Source organism: Promicromonospora sp. CA-289599 (assembly GCF_050936155.1).
GTDB lineage: Bacteria > Actinomycetota > Actinomycetes > Actinomycetales > Cellulomonadaceae > Promicromonospora.
This window is the reverse complement of the sequence record NZ_JBNJNI010000001.1, coordinates 681403-705408: the sequence shown is the minus strand read 5'-3', so window position 1 is coordinate 705408 and position 24006 is coordinate 681403. Positions and strand designations below refer to the sequence as shown.

General features: G+C 71.3%; 21 protein-coding genes and 1 pseudogene. 11 read left to right on the top strand and 11 right to left on the bottom strand.

All coding sequences use genetic code 11. The features are described from left to right. Positions 1-24: 24 nt before the first annotated feature. Positions 25-1035: pseudogene (locus tag ACQEVI_RS02985) on the bottom strand (aldo/keto reductase). Between the two features lie 159 nt (positions 1036-1194). Here ACQEVI_RS02985 and ACQEVI_RS02980 point away from each other — a divergent pair. Continuing rightward, the gene (locus ACQEVI_RS02980) at positions 1195-2079 is read left to right on the top strand and encodes an AraC family transcriptional regulator (protein ID WP_432894481.1); all 885 of its coding nucleotides are present in this window, start codon (positions 1195-1197) and stop codon (positions 2077-2079) included. Between the two features lie 36 nt (positions 2080-2115). Here ACQEVI_RS02980 and ACQEVI_RS02975 read toward each other — a convergent pair whose 3' ends face one another. Then, positions 2116-3015, bottom strand: coding sequence for a LysR family transcriptional regulator (locus tag ACQEVI_RS02975; protein WP_432894478.1), 900 nt, complete (start codon positions 3013-3015; stop codon positions 2116-2118). Between the two features lie 81 nt (positions 3016-3096). Between ACQEVI_RS02975 and ACQEVI_RS02970 the strand changes: the two genes are divergently transcribed. The 3 genes from ACQEVI_RS02970 to ACQEVI_RS02960 all read left to right on the top strand — a co-directional run bounded on the left by ACQEVI_RS02970 (position 3097) and on the right by ACQEVI_RS02960 (position 7035). Further along, the gene (locus ACQEVI_RS02970) at positions 3097-4122 is read left to right on the top strand and encodes an EamA family transporter (RefSeq protein ID WP_432894475.1); all 1026 of its coding nucleotides are present in this window, start codon (positions 3097-3099) and stop codon (positions 4120-4122) included. Positions 4123-4255: 133 nt separating this feature from the next. Beyond that, entirely contained in the window at positions 4256-6067 is a 1812-nt protein-coding gene (locus ACQEVI_RS02965; protein WP_432894472.1) for a GTP-binding protein, read from the top strand. A gap of 593 nt (positions 6068-6660) precedes the next feature. After that, positions 6661-7035 (top strand): hypothetical protein, encoded by a 375-nt coding sequence (locus tag ACQEVI_RS02960; protein WP_432894469.1) that lies wholly within the window; start codon positions 6661-6663, stop codon positions 7033-7035. Between the two features lie 182 nt (positions 7036-7217). Here ACQEVI_RS02960 and glnA read toward each other — a convergent pair whose 3' ends face one another. The 5 genes from glnA to ACQEVI_RS02935 form a co-directional block, all read right to left on the bottom strand. Next, a complete protein-coding gene (glnA, locus tag ACQEVI_RS02955) occupies positions 7218-8642 on the bottom strand; it encodes a type I glutamate--ammonia ligase (protein WP_377134216.1) in 1425 nt (474 codons plus the stop codon). A 270-nt stretch (positions 8643-8912) separates the two neighbouring features. Further along, positions 8913-9656 (bottom strand): DUF4191 domain-containing protein, encoded by a 744-nt coding sequence (locus tag ACQEVI_RS02950; protein WP_432894467.1) that lies wholly within the window; start codon positions 9654-9656, stop codon positions 8913-8915. Between the two features lie 42 nt (positions 9657-9698). Further along, positions 9699-10700, bottom strand: coding sequence for a lipoyl synthase (gene lipA, locus ACQEVI_RS02945; RefSeq protein ID WP_432894465.1), 1002 nt, complete (start codon positions 10698-10700; stop codon positions 9699-9701). A 91-nt stretch (positions 10701-10791) separates the two neighbouring features. After that, on the bottom strand, positions 10792-11508 hold the full coding sequence (gene lipB, locus ACQEVI_RS02940; RefSeq protein WP_432894463.1) for a lipoyl(octanoyl) transferase LipB: 717 nt from the start codon (positions 11506-11508) through the stop codon (positions 10792-10794). Positions 11509-11529: 21 nt separating this feature from the next. Next, entirely contained in the window at positions 11530-12246 is a 717-nt protein-coding gene (locus ACQEVI_RS02935) for an HNH endonuclease family protein (RefSeq protein WP_432894461.1), read from the bottom strand. Between the two features lie 165 nt (positions 12247-12411). Here ACQEVI_RS02935 and ACQEVI_RS02930 point away from each other — a divergent pair, with 165 nt between their 5' ends. Continuing rightward, positions 12412-13500 carry a Gfo/Idh/MocA family oxidoreductase gene (locus ACQEVI_RS02930; RefSeq protein WP_432894459.1) on the top strand — a complete coding sequence of 363 codons (1089 nt, stop codon included), beginning with the start codon at positions 12412-12414 and terminating at the stop codon, positions 13498-13500. A 119-nt stretch (positions 13501-13619) separates the two neighbouring features. Continuing rightward, the gene (locus tag ACQEVI_RS02925) at positions 13620-15083 is read left to right on the top strand and encodes a hypothetical protein (RefSeq protein ID WP_432894457.1); all 1464 of its coding nucleotides are present in this window, start codon (positions 13620-13622) and stop codon (positions 15081-15083) included. On the opposite strand, the gene ACQEVI_RS02920 is transcribed toward ACQEVI_RS02925, so the two are convergent. From ACQEVI_RS02920 to lpdA, 3 genes are all read right to left on the bottom strand, one after another. Then, the gene (locus ACQEVI_RS02920) at positions 15067-16023 is read right to left on the bottom strand and encodes a TIGR01777 family oxidoreductase (RefSeq protein ID WP_432894455.1); all 957 of its coding nucleotides are present in this window, start codon (positions 16021-16023) and stop codon (positions 15067-15069) included. The genes ACQEVI_RS02925 and ACQEVI_RS02920 overlap by 17 nt on opposite strands. Before the next feature lie 115 nt (positions 16024-16138). After that, positions 16139-17968, bottom strand: coding sequence for a 2-oxoglutarate dehydrogenase, E2 component, dihydrolipoamide succinyltransferase (gene sucB / locus ACQEVI_RS02915; protein WP_432894453.1), 1830 nt, complete (start codon positions 17966-17968; stop codon positions 16139-16141). 31 nt (positions 17969-17999) lie between these two features. Continuing rightward, positions 18000-19466, bottom strand: coding sequence for a dihydrolipoyl dehydrogenase (gene lpdA / locus ACQEVI_RS02910; RefSeq protein WP_432894451.1), 1467 nt, complete (start codon positions 19464-19466; stop codon positions 18000-18002). Between the two features lie 224 nt (positions 19467-19690). Here lpdA and ACQEVI_RS02905 point away from each other — a divergent pair, with 224 nt between their 5' ends. Continuing rightward, on the top strand, positions 19691-20047 hold the full coding sequence (locus tag ACQEVI_RS02905) for an oxidoreductase (protein WP_116676058.1): 357 nt from the start codon (positions 19691-19693) through the stop codon (positions 20045-20047). Positions 20048-20131: 84 nt separating this feature from the next. On the opposite strand, the gene ACQEVI_RS02900 is transcribed toward ACQEVI_RS02905, so the two are convergent. Continuing rightward, on the bottom strand, positions 20132-21694 hold the full coding sequence (locus tag ACQEVI_RS02900) for a leucyl aminopeptidase (protein WP_432894448.1): 1563 nt from the start codon (positions 21692-21694) through the stop codon (positions 20132-20134). Positions 21695-21861: 167 nt separating this feature from the next. Between ACQEVI_RS02900 and ACQEVI_RS02895 the strand changes: the two genes are divergently transcribed. From ACQEVI_RS02895 to ACQEVI_RS02880, 4 genes are read left to right on the top strand one after another with little or no spacing between them, the layout of a single operon-like run. Beyond that, complete coding sequence (locus tag ACQEVI_RS02895) at positions 21862-22221, top strand: hypothetical protein (protein ID WP_357456120.1); 360 nt, start codon at positions 21862-21864, stop codon at positions 22219-22221. Then, positions 22218-22649 (top strand): hypothetical protein, encoded by a 432-nt coding sequence (locus tag ACQEVI_RS02890; protein WP_432894446.1) that lies wholly within the window; start codon positions 22218-22220, stop codon positions 22647-22649. The genes ACQEVI_RS02895 and ACQEVI_RS02890 overlap by 4 nt, the downstream gene beginning before the upstream one ends. Next, complete coding sequence (locus tag ACQEVI_RS02885; RefSeq protein ID WP_432894444.1) at positions 22646-23737, top strand: quinone-dependent dihydroorotate dehydrogenase; 1092 nt, start codon at positions 22646-22648, stop codon at positions 23735-23737. The genes ACQEVI_RS02890 and ACQEVI_RS02885 overlap by 4 nt, the downstream gene beginning before the upstream one ends. Further along, positions 23734-23943, top strand: a complete 210-nt coding sequence (locus tag ACQEVI_RS02880; RefSeq protein WP_432894442.1) for a hypothetical protein — start codon at positions 23734-23736, stop codon at positions 23941-23943. The genes ACQEVI_RS02885 and ACQEVI_RS02880 overlap by 4 nt, the downstream gene beginning before the upstream one ends. Positions 23944-24006 lie beyond the last annotated feature (63 nt).

The following is a 24006-nucleotide window of genomic DNA, read 5'->3' as shown; positions in this document are numbered from 1 at the left end:
CCGGAGGTCAGCCCCGCCTGCCGCTCAGTAGCGCGTCGAGCTCTGCTCGAGCCAGGGGAGTGCGGCGCTGGGCCGGCCGTCCACCGTCGCGCCCGCGAAGCCGAGGCTCGGCGCGAGGTCCCGGTTGTTGGCCGCCGGAAAGCTCAGTGTCGGCTCCGACACCTCGTCGAGCCGGGCCGTCTGCGCCGTCGTGAGCCGGACGTCCACGGCGTCGAGGTTCGCCCGCAGCTGGTCGAGGCGCCGCGCCCCGATGAGCACCGACGTGACACCCTGCCGGGCGCCGACTTACGCGAGGGCCGCCGCAGCGGGCGTCACCCCGGCCTCGGCAGCAACCTCCACCAGGGTCTCGATGACCGGCCAGTCACGTTCCGACGGTCCGCCCACGATGCCGGCACGCATCGTGTCCACGGTCCCGCCTCCGCGCGTGAACTTGCCGGACAGCCATCCGCTCTTCAGCGGGCTCCAGGGCAGCACCCCGAGCCCGTGCTCGGCTGCCATCGGGATGAGCTCGCCCTCGACGGTGCGTTCGAGCAGCGAGTACTCCAGCTGCATCGCGACGGCGGGCGTCCAGCCCCGGAAGTGGGCCACGACCTGTGCCTCCGCTGCCTTCCACGCGGGCAGGTCGGACAGGCCGACGTAGCGGATCTTGCCGGCCGTGACGAGATCGTCCAGCGCCCGCAGCGTCTCCTCCACGGGGACACCGCGGTCCCAGTTGTGGAGCCAGTAGAGGTCGAGGTAGTCGGTGCCCAGCCGGCGCAGCGAGCCTTCGACCTGCGCGACGACCGCCTTGCGCCCGGCGCCACCGCCGTTGGGGTCGCCAGGGAACAGGTTCCCGAAGAACTTCGAGCCCAGCACGATCCGGTCGCGCAGGCCCGGGCGGGCGGCGAGGTAGTCACCGATGATCTTCTCGGAGTGACCGTTGGTGTAGATGTTCGCGGTGTCGATGGAGTTGCCACCACGTTCCAGGTACTCCGTGATCATTGCCTCGGACTCGGCGACCGGGGACCCCCAGCCATGGTCCTCCCCGAAGGTCATCGCGCCGAGGGTGTAGGGGCTGATCCGCAGGCCGGAGCGGCCCAGCGTGACAAAGCTGTCGAGTGTCATGAGTCGATTGCACACCGGTACGACCTTGCCGAGGTAGCGCGATGCTGCCAGCGGCTTGCCTGATCCTTCCAAGATTGACACCGTGGGGCGGTGAGCGCGCTACCCGAGATCCGTGAGCTGGTGCTCCGTCACGCCGGAGGGCCGACGCCGGCAGGTCTGGTCCTGCACCGTTCCGACGCTCCGACCGAGCCGATGCCCGGCCAGACCACACCGGTCTTCGTGCTTGTCGTGCAAGGCGCCAAGCGCGCGGTGCTGGGCGAGCGCGTCTTCACCTACGGCAGCGGCGAGTTCCTCGTCGCGTCGATGGAGCTGCCGGTGATCGCCCATGTCAGCCGGGCTTCCGCCGTGGATCCCTACCTGGTGATGGGCCTCGCCCTCCGGCCCGCGCTGATCGCCGAGCTCGTCCTGGAGGCGCCGCTCCCGGCGGCGGGCGCGCCGTCCCCGGGGGTGGCGGTCAGCTCGGCCGACGACGAGCTGCTCGACGTCGTCGTCCGCCTGCTCCGGCTGCTCGGCCGGCCCGACGACCAGCGCGTGCTGTGGAGCGGGGCCGAGCGCGAGCTGGTCTGGCGGCTGCTCACCGGTCCGCAGCGCGGGACCGTTCGGCAGATCGGGCTGGGCGACGGCAACGTCGTGCAGGTCGGCCGGGCCATCCGTTGGATCCGCGAGCACCACGCCGACCTGTTCCGGGTCGAGGACGTGGCACGGGTCGCGGGCATGAGCGTGACGTCGCTCCACCGCCACTTCCGGGCGGTCACGACCATGACGCCGATCCAGTTCCAGAAGGTGATCCGGCTGCAGGAGGCGCGCGCCCGGCTGCTGGCCGAGCCGGGCGACGTGGCCGCCATCGGCTTCGCCGTCGGCTACGAGAGTGCTTCGCAGTTCAGCCGTGAGTACCGACGGCTGTTCGGCCTCCCGCCGGGCCAGGACGCGGCGCGCCTGGCTCGGGTCGACCCGGCACGGCTCGCCGACGTCTGAGCGAGACCTGTTCGAGCCACCCGATGACGGGAGAGGCTAGAGTTCGCCGTCTGGCGCCGTCGGGAGCCCGATCGCCGTCAGGAACGCACGGGTCGCCGGGGTAGGCCCGGGCTTGGGCCAGACGACGTACTCGACGCGGCTCGGCGCATCGGTGACGGTGGCCGTGGCCAGCCCGCCGAGCTCGGGCGCTCGTCGGAGATACGTCGAGGGCAGGAAGCCGATCGCCAGCCCGTGCCGGATGATCTGGGCCATGAGCGGCGCGTCGGTGACCTCGAAGGCGACGTCCCGGCCGAGGCCGGCGCGCGCGAAGGCCTGATCGGTCTGCGCCCGGCCGGCCGACCCGTACGGGAAGTCGACGAACGGTTCGGCGGCGAGGTCCGCGAGGGCCAGGCCCTGCGCGCCGGCCAGCGGATGGTCCGCGGCGAGGACGGCGACCAGGCGGTCGCGCGCCAGCTCGTGGCGGTGCACGCCGCTCGGCCGGGCGGAGCTGGGCAGCCCCAGGAACGCCACGTCGAGCCGCCCGGCCGCGACGTCGGCCGTCAGCAGCTCGCTCGGGCCGGTGCGCAGGGAGACCCGCACCTGCGGGTGCTTGCCGCGCAGTTCACGCAGGGCAGCCGGTACGTCTACGGCCGCGACCGTCGGGATGACGCCCACGCTCAGCCGCCCGCGCACCTCACCGACCGTGGCCGCGGCGTCGGCCGCGGCGCGTTCGGCGGCCTCGAGCGCCTGCCGGGCGGCGGGCAGGAACGCCTCACCCGCCGCCGTCAGGCGCACCTGGCGGCTGGTGCGGGCGAAGAGCGCGGCGCCCAGCTCGTGCTCGAGCCGCTTGATCTGGTGGCTCAGCGCCGACTGGACGACGTGGCAGCGTTCCGCGGCCCGCGTGAAGTTCGACGTCTCGGCGACCGCGACGACGTAGCGCATCTGCTGGAGCTCCATGCGATCAATCGTGCAGCACGATCGATCGCATGAAAAGGATGTGTTGGACTCATCGGTGGTCGCGGGCGAAAACTGGAGCACATGGACACCACGACACTCCGGCAGGGCCGCCGCCAGGGCCGGACGGCGGCACTCACCGCCGTCGCCGCCCTCACCGCCGTCACGGCACTCGCCCCGATGGTCTGGGGCACCACGTACTTCGTCACCACCGAGATGCTCCCGTCCGGGCACCCGCTCTTCGCCGGGCTCGCGCGTGCGCTGCCCGCGGGACTCGTCGCCGTCGCGATCGGCGCGGTGCTCAGCCGGGCCACCGCTGCGAGGAACGGCTCGGCGGCCCGGGCGCTGCCCCGAGGCGCCTGGTGGTGGAAGAGCGCAGTGCTCGGCACGCTCAACATCGGCCTCTTCTTCCCGATGCTCTTCATCTCCGCCGAACGGCTGCCCGGCGGCGTCGCGGCAACGCTCGGCGCCGTCGGACCCCTGTTCGTCGCGCTCCTCGCAGTGCCGGTGCTCCGCGAACGGCTGTCCCTGCGCCGGGTCGCCTGGGGTGTCGCGGGCGTCGTCGGCGTCGGCCTCGTCGTACTGGGCCCAGGCGCCCGCCTCGACGCGGCAGGCGTCCTCGCCGGACTGGCCGGCGCCGTCTCGATGGCGCTCGGCGTCACCCTGACCAAGCGCTGGGGACGCCCCGAAGGCGTCGGCCCGGTCTCGGCCGCGGGCTGGCAGCTGACCGCGGGCGGCCTGTTCCTCGTCCCCGTCACCCTCATCGCCGAGGGCCTGCCACCGGCCATCGACGGCCGGGCGGCGCTCGGCTACCTCTGGCTCGGCCTGGTGGGCGGCCTCATCGCCTACGTGCTCTGGTTCCGCGGCATCGGACGGCTGCCGGTCACCTCCGTCGCATTCCTCGCCCCGCTCTCGCCCATGGTCGCGGCGGCGATCGGCGTCGGGGTGCTCGGCGAGAGCCTGTCCGGGATCCAGATCGCCGGATTCGCGCTGGCGCTCGCGGCGGTGCTGGCGGGGCAGCTGCCGCCTCGGGGTCGGCGGGCGGGCCGGGTTGTGTCGGCGCCCGCACCGGCGTCGGCCAGGATCCAGGAGCTGCAGGTCGCACGATGAGGTAGGTCTGAAAAACCGTTGCCCTGATCGCGCGGGCCGGAGCATCGTGGTGTCCCACCCGAGCGAAAAGGAAATCCGATGACAGCTGTCACGCCCCGTGCCCTGACCCACCGATTCACGGACGTGACAGCTCTTGTCGTACCTCAACCTCGGGATCGTCGCCCATGTCGATGCCGGTAAGACCAGCCTGACCGAACGCCTGCTGCACCACGCGGGCGTGATCGACCGCCCGGGCAGCGTGGACCGCGGCGACACCACCACCGACACGCTCGCGCTGGAGCGGGAGCGCGGCATCACCATCCGCGCCTCCGTGGCGTCCTTCCCGGCCGGGGACGTCACCGTCAACGTGCTCGACACACCCGGCCACCCGGACTTCATCGCGGAGGTGGACCGCAGCCTCGCAGTGCTCGACGGCGCGGTGCTCGTGCTGTCCGCCGTCGAGGGTGTGCAGGCGCAGACCCTCGTGCTGATGCGTGCCCTGCAGCGGCTGCGGTTGCCGGTGATCGTGTTCGTCAACAAGATCGACCGGCGCGGCGCCCGCCCGGAGGCGGTGGCCGACGCCGTCGCGCGCCGCCTCAGCCCCGACGTGCTGCCGGTGCAGCGGGTGGTGGCCGCGGGAACGCCGTCCGCCCGGGTGGAGCCGCTGCCCGACGACGGCCTGCGCGCCTGGCTCGCCGGCGAGTCGCGGCGGGGAAGCGCGCATCCGGTGCTGTTCGGGTCGGCGGTGACGGGCGCCGGTGTGCCCGAGCTGACCGCCGCCCTGGGGAGCTACCTGCCCGCGGTCGACGCCGACGTGGACGCCGACGCGCGTTCGGGCGTGGTCTTCGCCATCGACCGGGAGGGCGGGCGGAAGCGTGCGTTCGTCCGGATGCGGTCCGGCGTGCTGCGGGTCCGGGACAAGATCGACCTGGGGCACGGCCGGGCCGAGCGGGTCACGGGCCTGAGCGTCGCTCACCATGGGTCGCTCGAACCGCGAGGCACGGCCGCGGCCGGCCAGATCGCCGTCGTGCACGGGCTCTCGACGGCGCGGGTCGGCGACGTCGTCGGGCACGCGCTGCCCGGGGACGAACGGGCGAGCCAGTTCCCGCCGCCGTCGTACGAGACGGTGGTCGGCGTCGCCCCGGGCGATCGCGGCCGGCTGTACGCCGCGCTCACCGAGCTTGCCGAGCAGGACCCGCTGATCCGCGTGCGGCGACGCGGCGAGGAGATCACCGTTTCCCTGTACGGCGAGGTCCAGCGGGAGGTGCTGGCCGCCGTCCTGCAGCGGGAGTACGCCGTGGACGCGCGGTTCGGGGAGGTGCGCACGGCGCGCCAGGAACGGATGGTCGGCACCGGGCACGCGCTCGAGGTGAAGAAGCAGGACGGCAACGAGTTCCTGGCCACGATCGGGCTGCGGGTGGAGCCCGTGCCGCCCGGGTCGGGCGTCACGTTCGAGCTGGAGTGCGAACGTGGTTCGATGCCGCCGGCCTTCTTCGACGCCGTCGAGGACACCGTGCGCCGGGAGCTGGCCCGCGGATCCCTGCGGTGGCCCGTCCCGGATGCCCGGGTGGTCATGACCCACTCGGGCTACGCACCCCGGCAGAGCCACATGCACCAGAAGTTCAACAAGGCGATGTCCAGCACGGGGGCCGACTTCCGTGGGCTGACGCCGCGCGTGCTCGTCGCCGCGATCCGGCGGGCCGGGACGGTGGTGTGCGAGCCGGTCCACCGGTTCGTCATCGAGCTGCCTGACGACGTCGTCGGGTCGGTCACGTCCCTGGTCGGACGGCTGGGCGGCGTGCCGATGGAGTCGGGCACGGCCGGTGCGGGGATCGCCGAGGTGCGCGGCGAGATCCCGGCAGGCAGCGTCGCGGCGCTGCAGCGGGACCTGCCTGGGCTGACGCACGGCGAGGGAGTGTGCCAGACGGTGCACGACCGGTTCGAGCCGGTGGTCGACCGCGGATGACCATGTACCTGCTGCCAGGATGACGCCGGTCCTGGCAGCAGGTACATGGTCATCTCGGTGGCGCGGCCGGATCCGACATCCGGCCCGGTGTGGACGTCACTCGATCGGGGGAGCGGACCCCCTCGGCGGGTGATCCGGTCGGTGCGCTTCCCGACCACGATCGACGACATGAGCATTCCAACCGACTCCCTTCTCCTGCCTGCCCCGGGTGATCCTGCTGGTCTGCTACGTGCCGCTGCTGGCGTGGGGTCCGCTGCTCGCGGTCCTGACCGTCGCGTACTTCCGACGTCGGACGCCGGTGCTACCTGTCGGAGCGAGGCCCTCCGCCAGCGTGTAGGTGAGTCGGGCAGGCAGGGCGCCGGCTCTTCAGATCCTGCGAGCCGACACCGAGATGGGGATCAGTTCATACAGTTCGAGGGACTGGCGGGTTGATCGGCTGGGCAGCGCGATGGGCCGAGGTCCTGGGCGCCATCGGAGCGGTTCTGATCTTTCTGATCGCTCTGCACATCGCGATCCGTTCAGCGCAAGCCCGACATGACCAAGGTGGCGCGGAGCCACAGGATCCACGTCATGTCCCGATAGGCTCTCGGATCATGGGAGACGCGGACACGCACGACCATGACACCGCAGGCACGCTCCGTGCAGTCGTGCTCGCGATCGAGCTCGTCGCCGCTGCCGGGATCGCCACCTGGGCACTCGTGAACATCTGGACCCTCGCCTACCCACCCGAGCCCGGAACGGTGTGCGCGCTGGTCTACCCACCACCGCCTGGTTGTTCACCACAAGCCCGCTTTACCCCTGCGTTCATCTCCGCGATCGTCATCTCGCTGAGCTACAGCGCAGTGACCGTCCTCTTGCTGACCAGAGGTCGACGCAGTGGCCTCGTGGCCGTGTGGCTGCTCGGTGGCCTGCTCCTCCTCAGCGTCCTTGCTGAGCAGTTCGTCACCTGGGGCGGCGTGCCGAGCTGAGCCGGTCACCGCGGGAATCAAGCCCGCCGCGCAGGAGCAACCACCTCCCGACGCCCGGAGAGCTGCACGAGAGTTACACGGGATGACGAGAAACGGCGGCCGACACTGCACGACGTCGCGCGACGAGAGTGCAGGTCAACCGCCGTTTCGGGGCATCTCAGCAGGTCACAAGGGACCGGCGATCAGATGTCGTAGTAGAGCTCGAACTCGTGCGGGTGCGGCCGCAGGCGGATCGGGTCGATCTCGTTCTCGCGCTTGTACGCGATCCAGGTCTCGATCAGGTCCTCGGTGAACACGTCACCGGCGGTCAGGTACTCGTGGTCGGCCTCGAGCGCGTCGAGCACGCCGTTGAGCGACGTCGGAACCTGCGCGATCTGCGCGTGCTCCTCCGGGGGCAGCTCGTACAGGTCCTTGTCGACCGGTGCCGGCGGCTCGATGCGGTTCTTGATGCCGTCCAGGCCGGCCATCAGCATCGCCGAGAACGCGAGGTACGGGTTCGACGACGGGTCCGGCGCGCGGAACTCGATGCGCTTCGCCTTCGGGGAGGTACCCGTGATCGGGATACGGATCGAGGCGGAACGGTTACGAGCCGAGTAGACGAGGTTCACGGGAGCCTCGAAGCCCGGGACGAGGCGGTGGTACGAGTTCACCGACGGGTTCGTGAAGGCGAGCAGCGACGGCGCGTGCTTGAGCAGGCCACCGATGTACCAGCGAGCCAGGTCGGACAGGCCGCCGTAGCCCTTCTCGTCGTAGAACAGCGGCTCGCCGTTCTTCCAGAGCGACTGGTGCGAGTGCATGCCCGAGCCGTTGTCACCGAAGACCGGCTTCGGCATGAACGTGGCCGACTTGCCGGCCTCGAACGCGACGTTCTTGATGACGTACTTGAACTTCATCAGGTCGTCCGCGGCGTGCAGCAGCGAGTTGAACTTGTAGTTGATCTCCTGCTGGCCGGCGGTGCCCACCTCGTGGTGCGCGCGCTCGACGGAGAGACCGACCTGGCCGAGGACCTTGACCATGTCGTCGCGCAGGTCGGCGAAACGGTCGCTCGGCGACGTGGGGAAGTAGCCGCCCTTGTAGCGGGTCTTGTACCCGAGGTTGCCACCCTCCTCCTCGCGGCCGGTGTTCCACGCGGCCTCGACGGAGTCGATGGAGTAGAAGCTCTCGTTCGCGGACGTCTTGAAACGCACGTCGTCGAACACGTAGAACTCGGCCTCGGCACCGAAGAAGACGGTGTCGGCGATGCCGGTCGACTTCAGGTACGCCTCGGCCTTGGCCGCGATGTTGCGCGGGTCGCGAGCGTAGGCGTCACCCGTGAACGGGTCCACGATCGAGAAGTTCACGATCAGGGTCTTGGCCTTGCGGAACGGGTCGATGAACGCCGTCGTGATGTCCGGCACGAGCTTCATGTCGGACTCGTGGATCGCCTGGAATCCGCGGATGGACGAGCCGTCGAACATGAGGCCCTCGCTGAAGGCGTCCTCGTCGAACTGCTCGACCGGGATGTTGAAGTGCTGCGTGATGCCCGGCAGGTCGATAAACCGGACGTCGACGAACTCCACCCCCTCGTTGCGGGTGAAGGCGATCGCCTCCTCGGCGTTCTTGAACATCTGCGCTCCTTGCTCGCTCGATAAGTTCAGGGGGAGTCCGTCGGACCGTGCCGGACGAGCAGGGCAGGGTCGCACGCGGATCGCCATGAACCTATGGGCAGGTGGTTTCTCTCGGGTTAATGATTGTTGCCGGGATGTTTCTCGGGCCTCTCGGCCGCGTGATCCCGGGAAGACGTGCTGGTCGAGGGTCCGGCAGCGTTGCTCAGCGTGCCAGAAGTCACATGACCGAGCCCGGCCGCGTCCGTCCATCGGACAGCCGGAGAGCGCCGGTCAGCGGCCGCGCATGCCCTTGCGGTCGGGGCGGGCACGGGTCGGGTCGATGCCCTTCGGGATCGGCAGCTTCATGCCGCCGATGGCCTTGAGGCGCTTGCTGACCTCGGCGACCTCGGCCCTCGTCAGGGTCGACTTGAGCTTCGTGACGGCGCGCGCGACCTTGGTGAGCGGCACCTGTCCCTCGCCGTCGCCGCACTGGATCAGCGTGACCGGAACGTTCGAGAGGATGCGGCTGACGCGCTTGCGCTCCTGCTCGAGCAGACGCCCCACGCGGTGCGGCGGCCCTTCGGAGACGAGCACGATTCCGGCCTTGCCGACACCCCGGAACACGAAGTCCTGGTTGCGTGCGTCGACCGCGACGGGCTCGTCCTCGAAGGTCCAGCCGCCGCGGACGGTGCCGAGCGCGGCGCGCGCGGCGCCGGGCTGGCCGGCGATCTGCGTGTAGGCCGCCTTCTCGGCGCTGCGCGACAGCACGAACATCGCGGCGAGCACGCCGAACGGCACACCGATGACCAGTGCGTAGACCCACGGACCCGTGAGGACGCCGATGAGCAGCGCGACCGCTACGACCCCGACGAACGCTGCGAGCATCCACCAGGTGACCAGCGGGTTCTGCTTGCGGGTCATCTTGTAGACGTCCCACAGCTGGTGATACCAGCGGCGCTTCTTGGGCTTCTTCTGCTTGGAGGCAGACGCTGCTACGTCGTTGCGCGCGTCGTCCCCGGACGAGTTTCGGGCCATGGTCGTCAATCTTAATGCGCTGCGGGTGGTCGGGTTGCCGGATCAGCGGGCCAGCAGGCTCGCCGCCTCCTGCCGGGAGGTGGTCGGCTGTGCGAGGTGCGCGAGCGCCTCGGGGATGGGGCGGCCGTGCTTGGTCATCGCCTGTCCCCACAGCCGGCCCGCGCGGTACGACGAACGCACCAGCGGCCCTGCCATCACACCGAGGAAGCCGATCTTCTCGGCCGTCTCGGACAGCTCCACGAACTCCTCGGGCCGCACCCAGCGGTCCACCGGGTGGTGGCGCAGCGAGGGCCGGAGGTACTGCGTGATCGTGATGATGTCGCAACCGGCGTCGCGCAGGTCCTGGAGCGCCTGCTTGACCTCGTCGATGGTCTCGCCCATGCCGAGGATCAGGTTCGACTTGGTGACGAGGCCTGCGTCGCGGGCCCGGGTGATCACCGAGAGCGACCGCTCGTAGGTGAACGCGGGGCGGATCTGCTTGAAGATGCGCGGCACGGTCTCGACGTTGTGCGCGAGCACCTCGGGGCGGGACTCGTTGACGGCGTCGAGCAGCTCGGGGATGGCGTTGAAGTCCGGGATCAGCAGCTCGACGCCGGTGCCGGGGTTCAGCGCGTGGATCTGGCGGACGGTCTCCGCGTAGAGCCAGGCGCCGCCGTCGGCCAGGTCGTCGCGGGCGACGCCCGTGACGGTCGAGTACTTCAGGCCCATGGTGCGCACGGACTCCGCGACCCGGCGCGGCTCGTCCTTGTCGAAGTCGGCGGGCTTGCCGGTGTCGATCTGGCAGAAGTCGCAGCGGCGCGTGCACTGGTCACCGCCGATGAGGAAGGTGGCCTCGCGGTCCTCCCAGCACTCGAAGATGTTGGGACAGCCGGCTTCTTCGCAGACCGTGTGCAGGCCCTCGCCCTTGACGAGCGATTTCATGTCGCGGTACTCGGGACCCATCACCGCCCGGGTCTTGATCCACTCGGGCTTCTTCTCGATGGGCGTAGCCGAGTTGCGCGCTTCGATGCGCAACATGCGTCGGCCTTCAGGTGCGATGGTCACGCAGGTCCCTCCCAGGTCAGCGGGTCCGCCCAGCCTAAGCCTCGGTCGGCCGCGCTCGCGCGGTCGTCCGGTGGCCCGGCAGTGGCGTTCGTCACGCGACGGCGACGGCGGCCGTGGTCGGCACCGGAACCGGCACTGCGGCCGCCGTCTCCGCGCGGGCCAGCAGCGGCGCGAGGCGTTCGATCAGGGCCGCCTCCAGCAGCGGCCGGACGTCGTCGACGCTGACGCGCCGGCCGAGCTCGGCGGTCAGCGAGGTGACGTCGGCGTCCTCCGCGGGGATGCCGCAGGGCACTATGTGGTCGAACGCGCTGAGGTCGGCGTCGCAGTTCAGGGCGAGGCCGTGCATGGTGACGCCCTTGGCCACGCGCGCGCCGATGGCGCAGACCTTCCGCTCCAGCCGCGGCGTCTCGGCGTCGGGGGAGTCCGCGGCGACCCAGACGCCCGAGCGGCCCTCGACCCGTATGGTCTCGAGACCGAACGCGGCGCAGACGTCCATCACCGCCTGCTCGAGGGTGCGGACGTACTCGACGACGTCGAACGGCTTGGCCAGCTTGACGATCGGGTAGGCCACGATCTGGCCCGGCCCGTGCCATGTGATCTTGCCGCCGCGGTCCACCTTGATGACCTCGGTGCCGTCGGTCGGGTACTCGTTCTTGTTCGTCCGGGCGCCCGCCGTGTAGACGGACGCGTGCTCGAGGAGGAAGACCGTGTCGGCCTGTTCCTCGGCGCGGACGGACTCGTGCGTGCTGCGCTGCAGGTCCCAGCCCTCGTGGTACTCGACGTGCCCGGTGAGGTGACGGATGTCCATGCCCGCCACCCTACGTCCGGATCAGGGGGTCGGGAGCGGCTCCGCCGGGCAGCTGGTCAGGACGTCCTCCATGGCGTCGTGCTCGGCGGGCGTGACCCACAGCTCGTACACGGTCTTGACCGCGATCTGCCGGGCGACGTACTCGCAGCGGTAGGCCTGGTTGTCGGGCAGCCACTCGGACGCGTCCTTCGCACCCTTGCCCATGTTCGCGGGGCCGTCGGAGGCCACGAGGTTGAGCGGGTCGTTCGCGATCGCGACGCGCTTCTCCTTGTCCCACTCCGCGGCGCCGGTCGTCCAGGCGTTCATCAGGGCCACCACGTGGTCGATCTGCACGTCGCCCGAGTTCTCGCCGCGCTCGAAGGCGATGGTCTCGCCGGTGTACGGGTCGTCGAGCGTCCCGGACGCCACCTCGCACGCGTCGCCGTCGGAGAACTCGATGTCCTCGAGGTCGCGCTGGAGCATGTCGTTGCGGGTGTCGCAGCCGTTGTCGTCGGCGTCCTGCCACGCGCTGCCGAAGTCGGCCTCGCGGTCGTAGCCGTCCTTCGTGGCGGCCTCCTGCACCGTGAGCGAGTCGAGCGCCGCGAGGGCCGAGCCCTCGGCGCCCTCGGCGGGGGCCACGTCGTCACCAAGGGACTTGATGATGAAGTTTCCGGCCAGCACGAGTGCCGCCACCGCGACGAGTACGAGCTGCAGGGTCTTGCGGGCCTGGCTGGACTTCTTCTTGGCTGTGGCGGACACGAGCCCCTCATTCTTTCGGCAGGTGTGGTCCGGACACACTTGGCCGGACACGCTAAGAACGTGCGAAACGTACCTCTTGCCCCAGTCTGCCAGAGTTGTGTTACGGCAGTTAACCCGCTGACCAGTGATCTCGCGTTGCCGCGCCCCGCGGGGCACGATGGGGCCATGGCTCTTCGGATCGGGATTGTCGGCTACGGAGGTGCGGGCAGGCAAATCCACGCTCGCCTGGCGCGAGCTGCGGGAATGACGGTGACCGCAGTCGTCGCACGCGACTCGGGGCGGCGCGTGCAGGCGGCCGGCGACTGGCCCGGCGCACGCCTGTTCAACGACCTCCCGTCGATGCTCTCCGAGCCCGGACTCTACGACCTCGTGGTCATCGCGAGCCCCTCGTCGCTGCACGCCGAGCACGCGAACGCCGTCTCCGTCGCGGGCAAACCCTTCGTGCTGGACAAGCCCATCGGGACCACAGCGGCGGAGGCCCGGCGGGTGCTCGGCGCCGCGTCGTCGTCCGGCACGCCGTTCACCGTGTTCCACAACCGCCGCTGGGACCCGGAGCAGCTCACCCTCGCGGCCCTGCTGAAGCGCGGCGACCTCGGCAAGGTGCACACCTTCGAGCGGCACTGGGAGCGCTGGCGCCCCAAGCCGCAGCAGCGCTGGAAGGAGAACGACACGGTGGGCGGCGGGCTCCTGCTGGACCTCGGCCCGCACCTCGTGGACTCGGCCACCCAGCTGTTCGGCCCCGTCGTCGCCGTGTACGCGGAGACGCGCGCGCTCTCCACGCCCACCGAGGACGACGTGTTCCTCGTGCTGCACCACGCCGCGCCCGGGAGCGACCCCGGCGTCGTCCCGGGACGGGCCGCCGGCGCCGACGTCCTCTTCGGGGCCGAACCGCCCGCCAAGGGCGTGGTCTCCCGCCTGTGGGCGGGCTCCCTCGTCGGTGCGCCGGGGCCGCGCACGCGCGTGCTCGGCGACGGCGGCGCCTACCTCGTGAACTCGTTCGAGGGCGACGCCTCACCCTTCGACGTGCTCGACGGCGAACAGCCCGAGGGAACGCACGGCTGGCTGGTACGCGGCAGGGAGCGGACGGCGGTACCCCAGCCGCGCGGCGGGCACGGAGACTTCTACACGGCGGTCGCCGAATGGCTCGCCGGCGAGGCCGACGTCCCGGTCGACCCGGCGGACGCCGTCCGGACCGCGGAGGTGCTGGACGCCGTCCGGCGGTCCGCCAAGGAGGGCCGGCTCATCGACGTCTGAGCCGTCCAGACCCCCGTGCCGGGAAGGTCCGGCTTCGAGCGGTCCACCCACAGGGCACCGGATTCAGCAAATCCTGTGGATAAAGAGCGGGCTTCGCAGCACGGGGTTCTCATGAATGCGTGCACTACATCGAATCTGCGGAACTGGTCCGCGTGGCCGTCCCCACGGAGGCCGCGGCTCGCGCCCTCCTGGTGCGCCGTCTAGACACTCTCGCGACACTGGACCACCCCAATCTGGTGCCGCTCATCGCCATCTCCCCGAACGGTCCGGACAACCTGGACGTACGGCTGTCGCGGACGGGAACTGTCGATCTGCCCACAGCCGTCGGATCGCGGGGTCCCCTGACCGCCGCGGAAGGCGCGGGCGTCACCGTCGCGATCGCGCAGGCGCTCGCGGCCCTGCACAGCGTGGGCCTCGTCCACGGCGGGGTCCGGCCCACGGACGTGCTGCTGCGCTCCGACGGCAGCGCGATGCTGCGACCGCGCGTGACGCTCCCGGACCACAGCGACGACCCGGTCGACGTCACGTCCCTGGCCACGCTCGTCGAGTCGGTGCTCGGCTTCCCCGGCCCGAGCCTGAACTCCGCGGCCGACGAGGCCCTGCGTGCAGTCCTGGCCAGCGCCCGCGCCGAGGACCCGCGCGACCGGCCCGAGCCGGGCACCCTCGCGGCGCTCGCGCACGACGCCGTGAAGCCGGAGCCGGTCCGCCTCCCCGCGGGGTCCGCGCTGATCTCGGCGGCCATCAGCGGCCCCGTGCCGCTCGCGGGTCACGTCCCGCTCGGCGCGCACACGCCGTCGGCCTGGCGCACGGCTGCCAAGACGCTCACCGGTTCCATCGCGGCGGTCGACGGCAGGGCCTGGGCGGCCCAGGCGCGGCGCCGGGCGATGGCGCCGATCAACGGGCGGTCCCGTACGGAGCTGGTCGCGGAGGACGCCGAGCCACGGACCACCACCGTCTCCGTGTTCGCCACGATGATGATCGCGGCGGGCGTCGTCGCGGGTATCACGGCGGGAGTCACCGCCATGCCCCAGGTCTTCGGCGGCGACCGGCCCGCTGCGGCGGCGCCGTCGCCCGAGGCCTCCGCGACAAAGCTTGGCGGCATCAGCCCGGTGGCCAACGCCAAGGACCCGGCGGGTGCCGCCGCCGAGCTGACGTCGCGCCGCCTGGCGCTGCTGGCGGGTGCCGTGTCCGACATCAAGACGGTCAACCTGGAGGGTTCGCCGGCCTACCGGGCCGACAAGAAGATCCTCGACCAGCTCAGGCGAGCCGGGGCGCAGGTGGTCGGTGCGTCCGCCGAGGTGCAGTCGATGGAGGTCGTGACGGTGGGCCCGGGTGCCGCGTCCGCCCTGCACAACGCGACCACCGCATCGCGCACCGAGACGTCCGAGACGGACGGCACGGCCGGTGAGCAGGCGGCGAGCAAGGACGCGCCCATCGAGGCAGTCGTCCGGATCGCGTACACGATCACCGCACACATGCAGGTGTCGGACAGCGGTGAGACGGCGGTTCCGGCATCGAAGGAGTCGGCCGACCTGACCCTCGTGTGGACCCCGCAGGGCTGGCGGGTCAGCGAGGTGCGCTGACCTCGTTCGCCGCAACCACCCAGCGGGCCGCGTCCTGAGGACCGGCGTGCGTCCAGGTGAATCCGGTCCTGGACAGCACGCCGGGCACGACCCGCTGGGAGGCGACGAGGTCGTCGGCGAACTGGCCGACGGCGATCCGTAGCGCGAACCGGGGCACGGCGAGCACCGCGGGGCGGTGCAGGGCGTGCGCTAGCGCACGGGTCAGCTCGCGGTTGGTCGTCGGTTCGGGCGCTACGGCGTTGACCGGACCGTCGACCTCCGTGTCGATGACGTGCCGGATCGCCGCTATCTCGTCGGTGAGGGTGATCCAGCTCCACCACTGGCGGCCGCTGCCGAGCGGTCCGCCGAGGCCGAGGCGCAGGAGGGGCAGCAGCTTGCCGAGCGCGCCGCCCGAGGGGGCCAGCACCAGGCCGCTCCGCAGCCACACGACGCGCGCCCCGGCGTCCGACGCAGGCGTGGTCGCGTTCTCCCACGCCTTGACGAGGCCGGCGAGGAAGTCGTCCCCGCGCGTGGATGCCTCGGTGAGCACCTCGTCCTTGCGGCTGCCGTACGCCCCGACGGCCGAGCTGTTGACCAGCACCGGCGGGTCGTCCAGGCGGGCGACCGTGCGCGCGAGCAGGCTCGTCGTCGTGGTGCGCGAACCGAGCAGCGTCTGCTTGTAGGCGGCGGTCCAGCGGTGGTCGCCGATCCCGGCACCGGCCAGGTTCACGACGGCGTCGACCCCCTCCAGCGTGGCCGGGTCGAGCTCGCCGGTCCGTGGGTCCCACAGCACGTCGCGGATGCCCGGCGCGCCGGTGCGGTCGTCGGGGGCGTGGCCGGCGTCGTCGGACGGCGCCGCGCCGCGGCGGACCAGCCGCCGTACCGTGTCGCCGCGCGCGAGAAGGTCCGTGACCAGCGCGGAGCCGATGAGTCCGTGCGAGCCGGCGATCGCCACATCCATGCGGCGAATCTACCGGCCAGAACGGCTGTGGCCGGCCCCGAACCCGGGACCGGCCACAGCCACCTGCTCGACGCGTCAGCTTTCGCGTTGCGCGTCTAGGGTGAGCGCTTTCGCGTCAGAGACCGACCTCGGACTCGAACGCGCCCTCCTCGATCCGGTTCTTGATGGCGGTGAGGAAGCGGGCCGCGTCCGCGCCGTCGACCAGGCGGTGGTCGTAGGAGAGGAAGATGTACGCCATCGAGCGCACCGCGATGCTCTCGTTGCCGTCCGGGTCCGTCACGACGACAGGGCGCTTCGTGATCGTGCCGGTGCCCAGGATCGCGGCGTGGCCCAGCGGGACGATCGGGGTGTCGATGAGCGACCCGCCCGAACCCGTGTTGGTGATGTTGAACGTGCCGCCCGACAGCTCGTCCGGCGTCACCTTGTTCGCCCGGGTGCGAGCACCCAGGTCCTGGATCTGCCGTGCGATGCCGGCGAGGTTCAGGTCACCGGCGTTCTTGATGACCGGGACCACGAGGCCACGCTCGGTGTCGACGGCGATGCCGACGTTCTCCGAGCCGTGGTAGGTGATCTCGCCCTTCTCGGTGTCGATGGTGGCGTTGATCTTCGGGTAGGCCTTGAGCGCCTCGATGGCGGCCTGCGTGAAGAACGGCAGGAACGTCAGCTTGGCGCCCTCGCGCGTGGCGAACGACTCCTTCGCCTTGGCACGGAGCTGCGCGACGCGCGTGACGTCGACCTCCATGACCGTGGTCAGCTGAGCCTGCGACTGCACCGCCTCGAGCATCCGCTCGGCGACGATCTTGCGCAGACGCGACATCTTCTCGGTGGTGCCCCGCAGCGGGGAGACCTCGAGCTTGGCCGGAGCGGACGGTGCCTTTGCCGACGCGGGCGCTGCTGCTGCCGGAGCCGGAGCGGCCTTCGCCTCCGCGGCGGCGAGCACGTCCTCCTTGCGGATGCGGCCACCGACGCCGGTGCCCTGCACCTCGTTGACGTCGACGCCCTTCTCCGCGGCGAGCTTGCGCACGAGCGGCGTCAGGTACGAGCCGATGGTGCGACCGGCCGACGCCGGGGCGGGTGCGGCGGGCGCCGGTGCCGGAGCGGCCGGTGCCGGAGCGGCGGGAGCCGGAGCTGCCGGAGCGGGTGCCGGGGCAGCGGGTGCCTCGGCGGCCGGAGCCGGGGCGGGCGCCGGCGCCTCGGGTGCGGGCGCAGCGGCCTTGGCCGGCTCCGGGGAGTCGGCGGCCGGGTCCGGGACGGGAGCCGAGGCCTCGGCGGCGGGTGCGGCGGCACCCGAACCGACGAGCGCCAGGACGGCGCCGACCTCGACGGTCTCGTCCTCCTGGACCAGGATCTTCTGGAGGGTGCCGGCCACGGGCGACGGGATCTCGGTGTCGACCTTGTCGGTCGACACCTCGAGCAGCGGCTCGTCGACAGCTACGTCGTCGCCGACCGCCTTGAGCCAGCGGGTCACGGTGCCCTCGGTGACCGACTCGCCCAGTGCGGGCAGCGGGACCTCGGTGCCCTCACCGGCGGGAGCCGCCGCCGGGGCAGGAGCCTCAGCGGGTGCGGCGGGCTCCTCGGCGGCGGGTTCCTCGGCGGGCGCTGCCTCGGCAGCGGGGGCCTCAGCAGGTGCTGCCTGCGGCGTCGGCTCGGAAGCCTCGGCGGCGGCAGGCTCGGCCGCGGGAGCGGCCGGTGCGGCGCCGGAACCGGAGCCGTCGCCGATGACGGCGAGAGTGGCGCCGACCTCGACCGTGTCGTCCTCCTGGACGAGAATCTGCTCGAGGACGCCCGCGACGGGCGACGGGATCTCGGTGTCGACCTTGTCGGTCGACACCTCGAGCAGCGGCTCGTCGACGGCGACCTCGTCGCCGACAGCCTTGAGCCAGCGGGTGACAGTGCCCTCGGTAACGGATTCGCCGAGGGCCGGCAGCTGCACGTTCTCAGACATGACCTGTGAGGTCTCCTTTGTCGTTAAGGGGTCAGTTGTGGGCGTGCAGAGGCTTGCCGGCCAGCGCCATGTGTGCCTCTCCGAGTGCCTCGTTCTGGGTGGGATGTGCGTGGACGAGCGAGGCGACGTCCTCAGGGAACGCCTCCCAGCCGACGATGAGCTGGCCCTCGCCGATCAGCTCGCCCACACGCGAGCCGATCAGGTGCATCCCGACCACCGGTCCGTCCTTGCGGCGCACGAGCTTCGCGAAGCCCTGGGTGCCCAGGATCTTGCTCTTGCCGTTGCCCGCGAGGTTGTACTCGATGGTCTCTACCTGGTCCGGCCCGTACAGCTCGGCGGCTCGCGCCTCGGTGACTCCGACGGACGCCACCTCGGGCTCGCAGTAGGTGACGCGCGGGATCGCTGCCTCGTCGATGGTCGTGGGCGCCAGGCCCGCGATCTGCTCGGCCACGAAGATGCCCTGGGCGAACCCGCGGTGGGCGAGCTGCAGGCCGGGCACGATGTCGCCGACCGCCCAGACCTGGCCACCCGCCGGCGTGGTGACGCCCGTACGGAGCAGCTCGTCGGTCAGGACGAAGCCGCGGTCGAGGCGGACGCCGGCTGCCTCGTAACCGAGGTCGGCGGTGCGCGGACCTCGTCCGACGGCGACCAGCAGCAGGTCGGCGTCGAACGCGGTGCCCGACTCGAGCTCGACCTGTACGCCGTCCTCCGACTGCTTGACCTGGGCGAAGCGCTCACCCAGGGAGAACTTGATGCCGCGCTTGCGGAACGCGCGCTCCAGCGCCTTCGAGAGCGCGACGTCCTCGTTGGGGACGAGGTGGGGGAGCGCCTCGACGATCTGCACGTCGGCGCCGAAGGACCTCCAGACCGACGCGAACTCGACGCCGATCACGCCGCCGCCGAGCACGACCACCGACTTCGGCACGGTGTCCAGCTTCAGCGCGTCGTCGGAGGTGATGACCCGGCCGCCGAGCTCGAGGCCAGGGAGGCTACGGGCGTAGGAGCCCGTGGCGAGCACCACGTGGGTGCCGGTCCAGCTGCTCTTGGCGCCGTCCGCGGAGGTGACCTCGACGACGCCAGGGCCCGCGAGCGTGCCGTGCCCCTCGACGACGGTGATCTTCCTGGAGGCGATGAGCCCCTGCAGGCCCTTGTACAGGCCGGCGACCACCGAGTCCTTGTAGGCGAGCACGGCCGGCATGTCGATGCCGTCCAGCGTCGTGCGGACACCGAACTGCGCTCCGTGCGCGGCGGTGTCGGCCACCTCGGCCGCGTGCAGGAGCGCCTTGGTGGGCACGCAGCCCACGTGCAGGCAGGTACCGCCGACCTTGCCCTCTTCGACGAGGGCCACGCTCAGGCCCAGCTGTGCCGCACGGAGCGCGGTGGCGTAGCCGCCGCTGCCCCCGCCGAGCACGACGACGTCGAACGTGGCCGGATTGTCATGCGTAGGCACGTGCTGGCTCCTCGTTGACTTCGCTGGTGGCGCTGTGGGCGCCCACATCGGGTGGATAGTGAGCACCGCATGCCATCTTGACACTTCAGCGGGCGTGGCCCCAATCGTGAACCCGGCTCGGCGGGTGTGACCGTGGCGACATTGACGGGCAACCCGGGCTGTGAAAAGAGGATGTCCGGCCTGACGGCGGCCGTGTGAACAGGACCTGTGGGTTTCCTGGAATGGTGCTGAGATGCCTAGGACGGCGCGGGTCTCGCTAGTAGGCTCGGTTCATGCCCCGCCAGTCCCGTAGCTCGCTCGCGCGTTTCTTCCAGCGACGCTCATCGTCTTCCGGTAGCGGATCACGCCCGAGCGGCAACGACGCACGCCGTCAGACCCTGGCGCACCTCGGTGAGTTCATCGGGTCGCGGGTAGGCGTCGAGGCCTATGTGGAGCCCCCGACCACCGACATCCCCAGCACGATCCTGCTCGTGGCGACCACGGGCGAGTGGACCCGTCGCCGGGTACCGGACGAGCGCGCCGCGTTCGAGATCGCGAACCAGCTCGGGGTGCCGGTGTACAACGTGCGGTTCACCGGTTACCCGCAGCGGATGCGCGACTGGAACAGCGCCCAGCGCAAGCCGAAGTAGCGGTTCGTGACGTAGAGCGCCTGTCCGAGCGTCCCCGGGTGAAGCCGGGGGGCTCGGACAGGCGCTCTACTTCTTCGCGAAACGCTACTTCGCCGGGGTCGCCGCGGCGCGGCCCTCGAGGAAGCTCAGGAGCGTCCGAACGCCGACGCCGGTGCCGCCGCCCGGCGTGTAGCCGTGCCCGCTGCCCTCGTTGAACGCCGGGCCCGCGATGTCCAGGTGGGCCCACGGGTGGTCGCCCACGAACGTCTGCAGGAACAGGCCGGCGTTGAGCATGCCGCCCCAGCGCGGGCCCGAGTTGGCGACGTCGGCCACCTTGGACTTGATGTTCGACTTGAGCTCCTCCGGCAGCGGCATCGGCCAGAACAGCTCGCCCGAGGTGTCGGCGGCGGCCTTGACCTCGTCGCGGACCTCGTCGGTGCCCATGACGGCGGAGGTGCGGTTGCCGAGCGCGACCATCTGGGCGCCCGTGAGGGTGGCGATGTCGAGCACGACGTCGTGGCCGTCCTCGATCGCGGACACGAGGCCGTCGGCCATGACGATGCGGCCCTCGGCGTCGGTGTTCAGCACCTCGACGGTCTTGCCGCCGTAGATGGTGATGACGTCGGCCGGGCGCTGCGCGTTGCCGCCCGGCATGTTCTCGGCGAGGCAGAGGTAGCCGGTCACGGCCACCGGCAGGTTCAGCTTCGCGGCGGCGACCACCGTGGACAGGACGGCGGCGGCGCCCGCCATGTCAGACTTCATCGCCTCCATGCCGGCGGCCGGCTTGATCGAGATGCCGCCGGAGTCGAACGTGATGCCCTTGCCGACCAGCGCCACCTTGCCGTTCGGCTTGGCCGGCGTGTAGGCGACCTTGACGAGGCGCGGGCCGCGCGATGAACCCTGGCCGACGGCGGTGAGCCCGCCGTAGCCGCCGGACGCGAGCTGCTTGTCGTCCAGGACGGTCACCTTGACGTGGCGGACGTCCTTGGCGGCGGCCTTCGCAGCGTCGGCGAACGTGGCCGGGTACAGCTCGTTGGGCGCCGCGTTGACGAGGTCGCGGGCGGCGTGGACCGCCGCGGCGACGATCTCGGCGCGCTCGGCGGCGACCTTGGCCTTCGCGTTCTTGTGCAGCGGCGTCAGGATCTCGATGCCGGCGACCGGGTCCTTGCCGTTCCTGGCCGGCTTCGCGCCGTCCTTGCCGGTGCTGTCCTTGGCCGTGTCCTTGGTGGTGGACCTGCCGGAGGTGCGGTAGCGGTTGAACGCGTAGGCGCCCAGCAGGGCGCCTTCGGTCACGGCGGTGATCTCGTCGTCGTCGGACGCCGGCAGCGCGATCGCCGCCGACCTGAGGCCGGCCAGCTCGCGGGTCGCCGCACCCGCGGCGCGCCGCAGGGTCTCGGTGGCGAAGGTGCCGTCCTCGGCGCGCTCGCCCAGACCCGTCAGGACCAGGACGTCGACCGCGAGCTTCGGGCCGGCCGGGATCTTGCGGACCTCGTCGCGCGCACCGGTCACGCCGAGCTGGGGCGCGAGCGACTCGAGCTCGGTCAGCAGATCCGTGGGGAGCTGGTCGGACACGACGGCTACGCCGTCCGACGTCTGGGCGGTCGCCACCACGAGCGCTTCGGCCTTCACGGCGGTGGGATTCTTGCTGGAGAGGGTCACGTCGGTCACGAGCCCGATCGTATCCCGCGCCTCTGACCCCCTGTCCTGCTCCTGGTCCGCCGGGCCTTTCCGGGGTGTTCGTCCGGTTCGGGGGTGAGCCCAGCGCACGGATGGAGGCGCAGGTCACGCACGATCCGATTGCCGCCTCGTAGGTGCCGCCCGGTAGTCTGCGGGACGTGATCCTTGCCCTCCTGCTCCTCGTGGTCGCGCTGTGCGTGGTCCTGGCCGGGTGGGCCGGCTGGTTCGTGGCGCGCGACCGCGCGGTCATCCTGAACCAGCTCTGGGGCGGTGCCGTCATCGAGGGCGTCGTCCTGGTCCAGGGCGTCGTGGCGATCGTGCAGGGCGCCACCGGCGCCGGTGCGGACGACCCGCTGCTGTTCTGGGGCTACTACGCCACCACCCTGGTGATCCTCCCGGTCGCCGCGGCCTGGGCCTTCGCCGAGCGCACCAGGTGGAGCTCGGTGGTCCTGCTGGTGGCGTCCCTGACCGTGGCCTTCCTGGAGTGGCGCATGTGGCAGATCTGGATGGGGGCATGATGGCGCGAGCGGTGGCTCGACGGCGGACCGGGCAGGGCTTCGGCCGGGTCCTGGTGACCGTCTACGGGATCCTGGCGTTCGCGGCGCTCGGCCGTTCGTCCTACGAGCTGGTCGTGAAGTTCGGTGAGGCACCGGTGGCGTACTCGCTGTCGACCCTCGCCGCCGTCGTCTACGTCGTGGCGACGTTCGCCCTCGCGATCGGGACGCCTGCCTGGCGGACGGTCGCGTGGATCACAGTGGGTATCGAGGCCGTCGGCATCCTGACCGTCGGCGCGCTGTCGCTCGCCGACGAGCACGTGTTCGGCGAGTCGACCGTCTGGTCCGGGTTTGGCCAGGGCTACGGTTACGTGCCCCTTGTCCTGCCTTTCGTGGGGTTGTGGTGGCTGTGGCGGACGTCGCCCGGCGCATCCGAGGAGAGGACTGCATGAGCTGGCCGTACTCGTTGTTGTTCAACGCCGCCTTCCGTCGCATGGACCCGGAACAGGCGCACGAGCTCGCGTTCTCGCTGATCGAGCGCGCGGGCAGCACGCCGGTGCTGCGTGACCTCGTGCAGGGCGCCGTCGCCCCCTTCCTCGGCCAGCGCGCCGGCGGACCGGGCAGCGTGCGCCTGTTCGGCCGCGTGGTGCCCGCGCCGTTCGGCCTGGCGGGAGGTTTCGACAAGAACGCGAGAGCGGTCCGGGGCCTGACGATGCTCGGCTTCGGGTTCATCGAGATCGGCACGGTCACCGCACAGCCGCAGCCGGGCAACGAGAAGCCGCGCATGTGGCGCGAGCTCGACGTCCGCGGTGTGCGCAACCGGATGGGCTTCAACAACGAGGGTGCCGCGGCCGCGGCGGCCCGGCTGCGCGCGCTGCGGAGCACCGCGGCGGGCCGCGCGATAGTGGTCGGCGCCAACATCGGCAAGACCAAGGTGACACCGCCGGAGGACGCCGCGGGGGACTACGCGACGTCGGCCCGCCTGCTGGCTCCCTGGGCGGACTACCTGGTGGTCAACGTCTCCTCACCGAACACCCCCGGCCTGCGCGACCTGCAGGCGACGGAGTCGCTGCGCCCCATCCTCCAGGCGGTCCGCGTAGCGGCCGACGAGGCCAACGCCACCGGTTCAGCCGCGGCGGGCCGGCGCATCCCGCTCCTGGTGAAGATCGCCCCGGACCTCGCGGACGACGACATCGACGCCGTCGCCGACCTCGTGCTCGAGCTGGGGCTCGACGGCGTGGTCGCCGTCAACACGACGATCGGCCACGACCGCGGCCCCGGCGGCCTGTCCGGCCCGCCGCTGCTGGGCCGGGGTATCGAGGTGGTCGCCCGGCTGCGCGAGCGGCTCGGCACGGGCCCCGTCATCATCGGCGTCGGCGGTATCACCAGGGCCGACGACGTCCGCGCCTACCTGCGCGCAGGAGCCGACCTGACCCAGGGCTACACGTCATTCGTCTACGAGGGACCGTTGTGGGCGTCGCGGATCAACCGCGCGCTGACCCGCTCGGCAGGCTCGACCGCAAGTGGGAGGCTGGAGTGATCCGTCCGCAGTGGGAGTGGGCCCTGGACGACGCCGAGGGGCGTCGCCTGGAGGAACCCGTCACCCCCGTGTTCACGGCGCAGTACGACGCCGAGCAGTGGCTCGGCGAGCACTGGCGTGCGCTGGCCGAGGCCGGCGCGGTGCAGGTGCGCCTGCTGCACGACGGCACCCAGGCCGCACCGGGCGTGGAGCTGCGGGCGCCATGAGCCTGCTGGTACGGATCCGGATCTCTTCCAGGGGGTCCTGAACGAGGGCGGGAACGGCATGAT

Coding starts and splice junctions, on each gene's coding strand:
- lpdA (WP_432894451.1), bottom strand. CDS start 19,466: ATGTGGGCGCCCACAGCGCCACCAGCGAAGTCAACGAGGAGCCAGCAC.
- glnA (WP_377134216.1), bottom strand. CDS start 8,642: ATGTTCAAGAACGCCGAGGAGGCGATCGCCTTCACCCGCAACGAGGGG.
- ACQEVI_RS02885 (WP_432894444.1), top strand. CDS start 22,646: ATGAGCTGGCCGTACTCGTTGTTGTTCAACGCCGCCTTCCGTCGCATG.
- ACQEVI_RS02970 (WP_432894475.1), top strand. CDS start 3,097: ATGGACACCACGACACTCCGGCAGGGCCGCCGCCAGGGCCGGACGGCG.
- ACQEVI_RS02960 (WP_432894469.1), top strand. CDS start 6,661: ATGGGAGACGCGGACACGCACGACCATGACACCGCAGGCACGCTCCGT.
- lipB (WP_432894463.1), bottom strand. CDS start 11,508: ATGGACATCCGTCACCTCACCGGGCACGTCGAGTACCACGAGGGCTGG.
- ACQEVI_RS02905 (WP_116676058.1), top strand. CDS start 19,691: ATGCCCCGCCAGTCCCGTAGCTCGCTCGCGCGTTTCTTCCAGCGACGC.
- ACQEVI_RS02930 (WP_432894459.1), top strand. CDS start 12,412: ATGGCTCTTCGGATCGGGATTGTCGGCTACGGAGGTGCGGGCAGGCAA.
- ACQEVI_RS02920 (WP_432894455.1), bottom strand. CDS start 16,023: ATGGATGTGGCGATCGCCGGCTCGCACGGACTCATCGGCTCCGCGCTG.
- ACQEVI_RS02890 (WP_432894446.1), top strand. CDS start 22,218: ATGATGGCGCGAGCGGTGGCTCGACGGCGGACCGGGCAGGGCTTCGGC.
- ACQEVI_RS02950 (WP_432894467.1), bottom strand. CDS start 9,656: ATGGCCCGAAACTCGTCCGGGGACGACGCGCGCAACGACGTAGCAGCG.
- sucB (WP_432894453.1), bottom strand. CDS start 17,968: ATGTCTGAGAACGTGCAGCTGCCGGCCCTCGGCGAATCCGTTACCGAG.
- ACQEVI_RS02975 (WP_432894478.1), bottom strand. CDS start 3,015: ATGGAGCTCCAGCAGATGCGCTACGTCGTCGCGGTCGCCGAGACGTCG.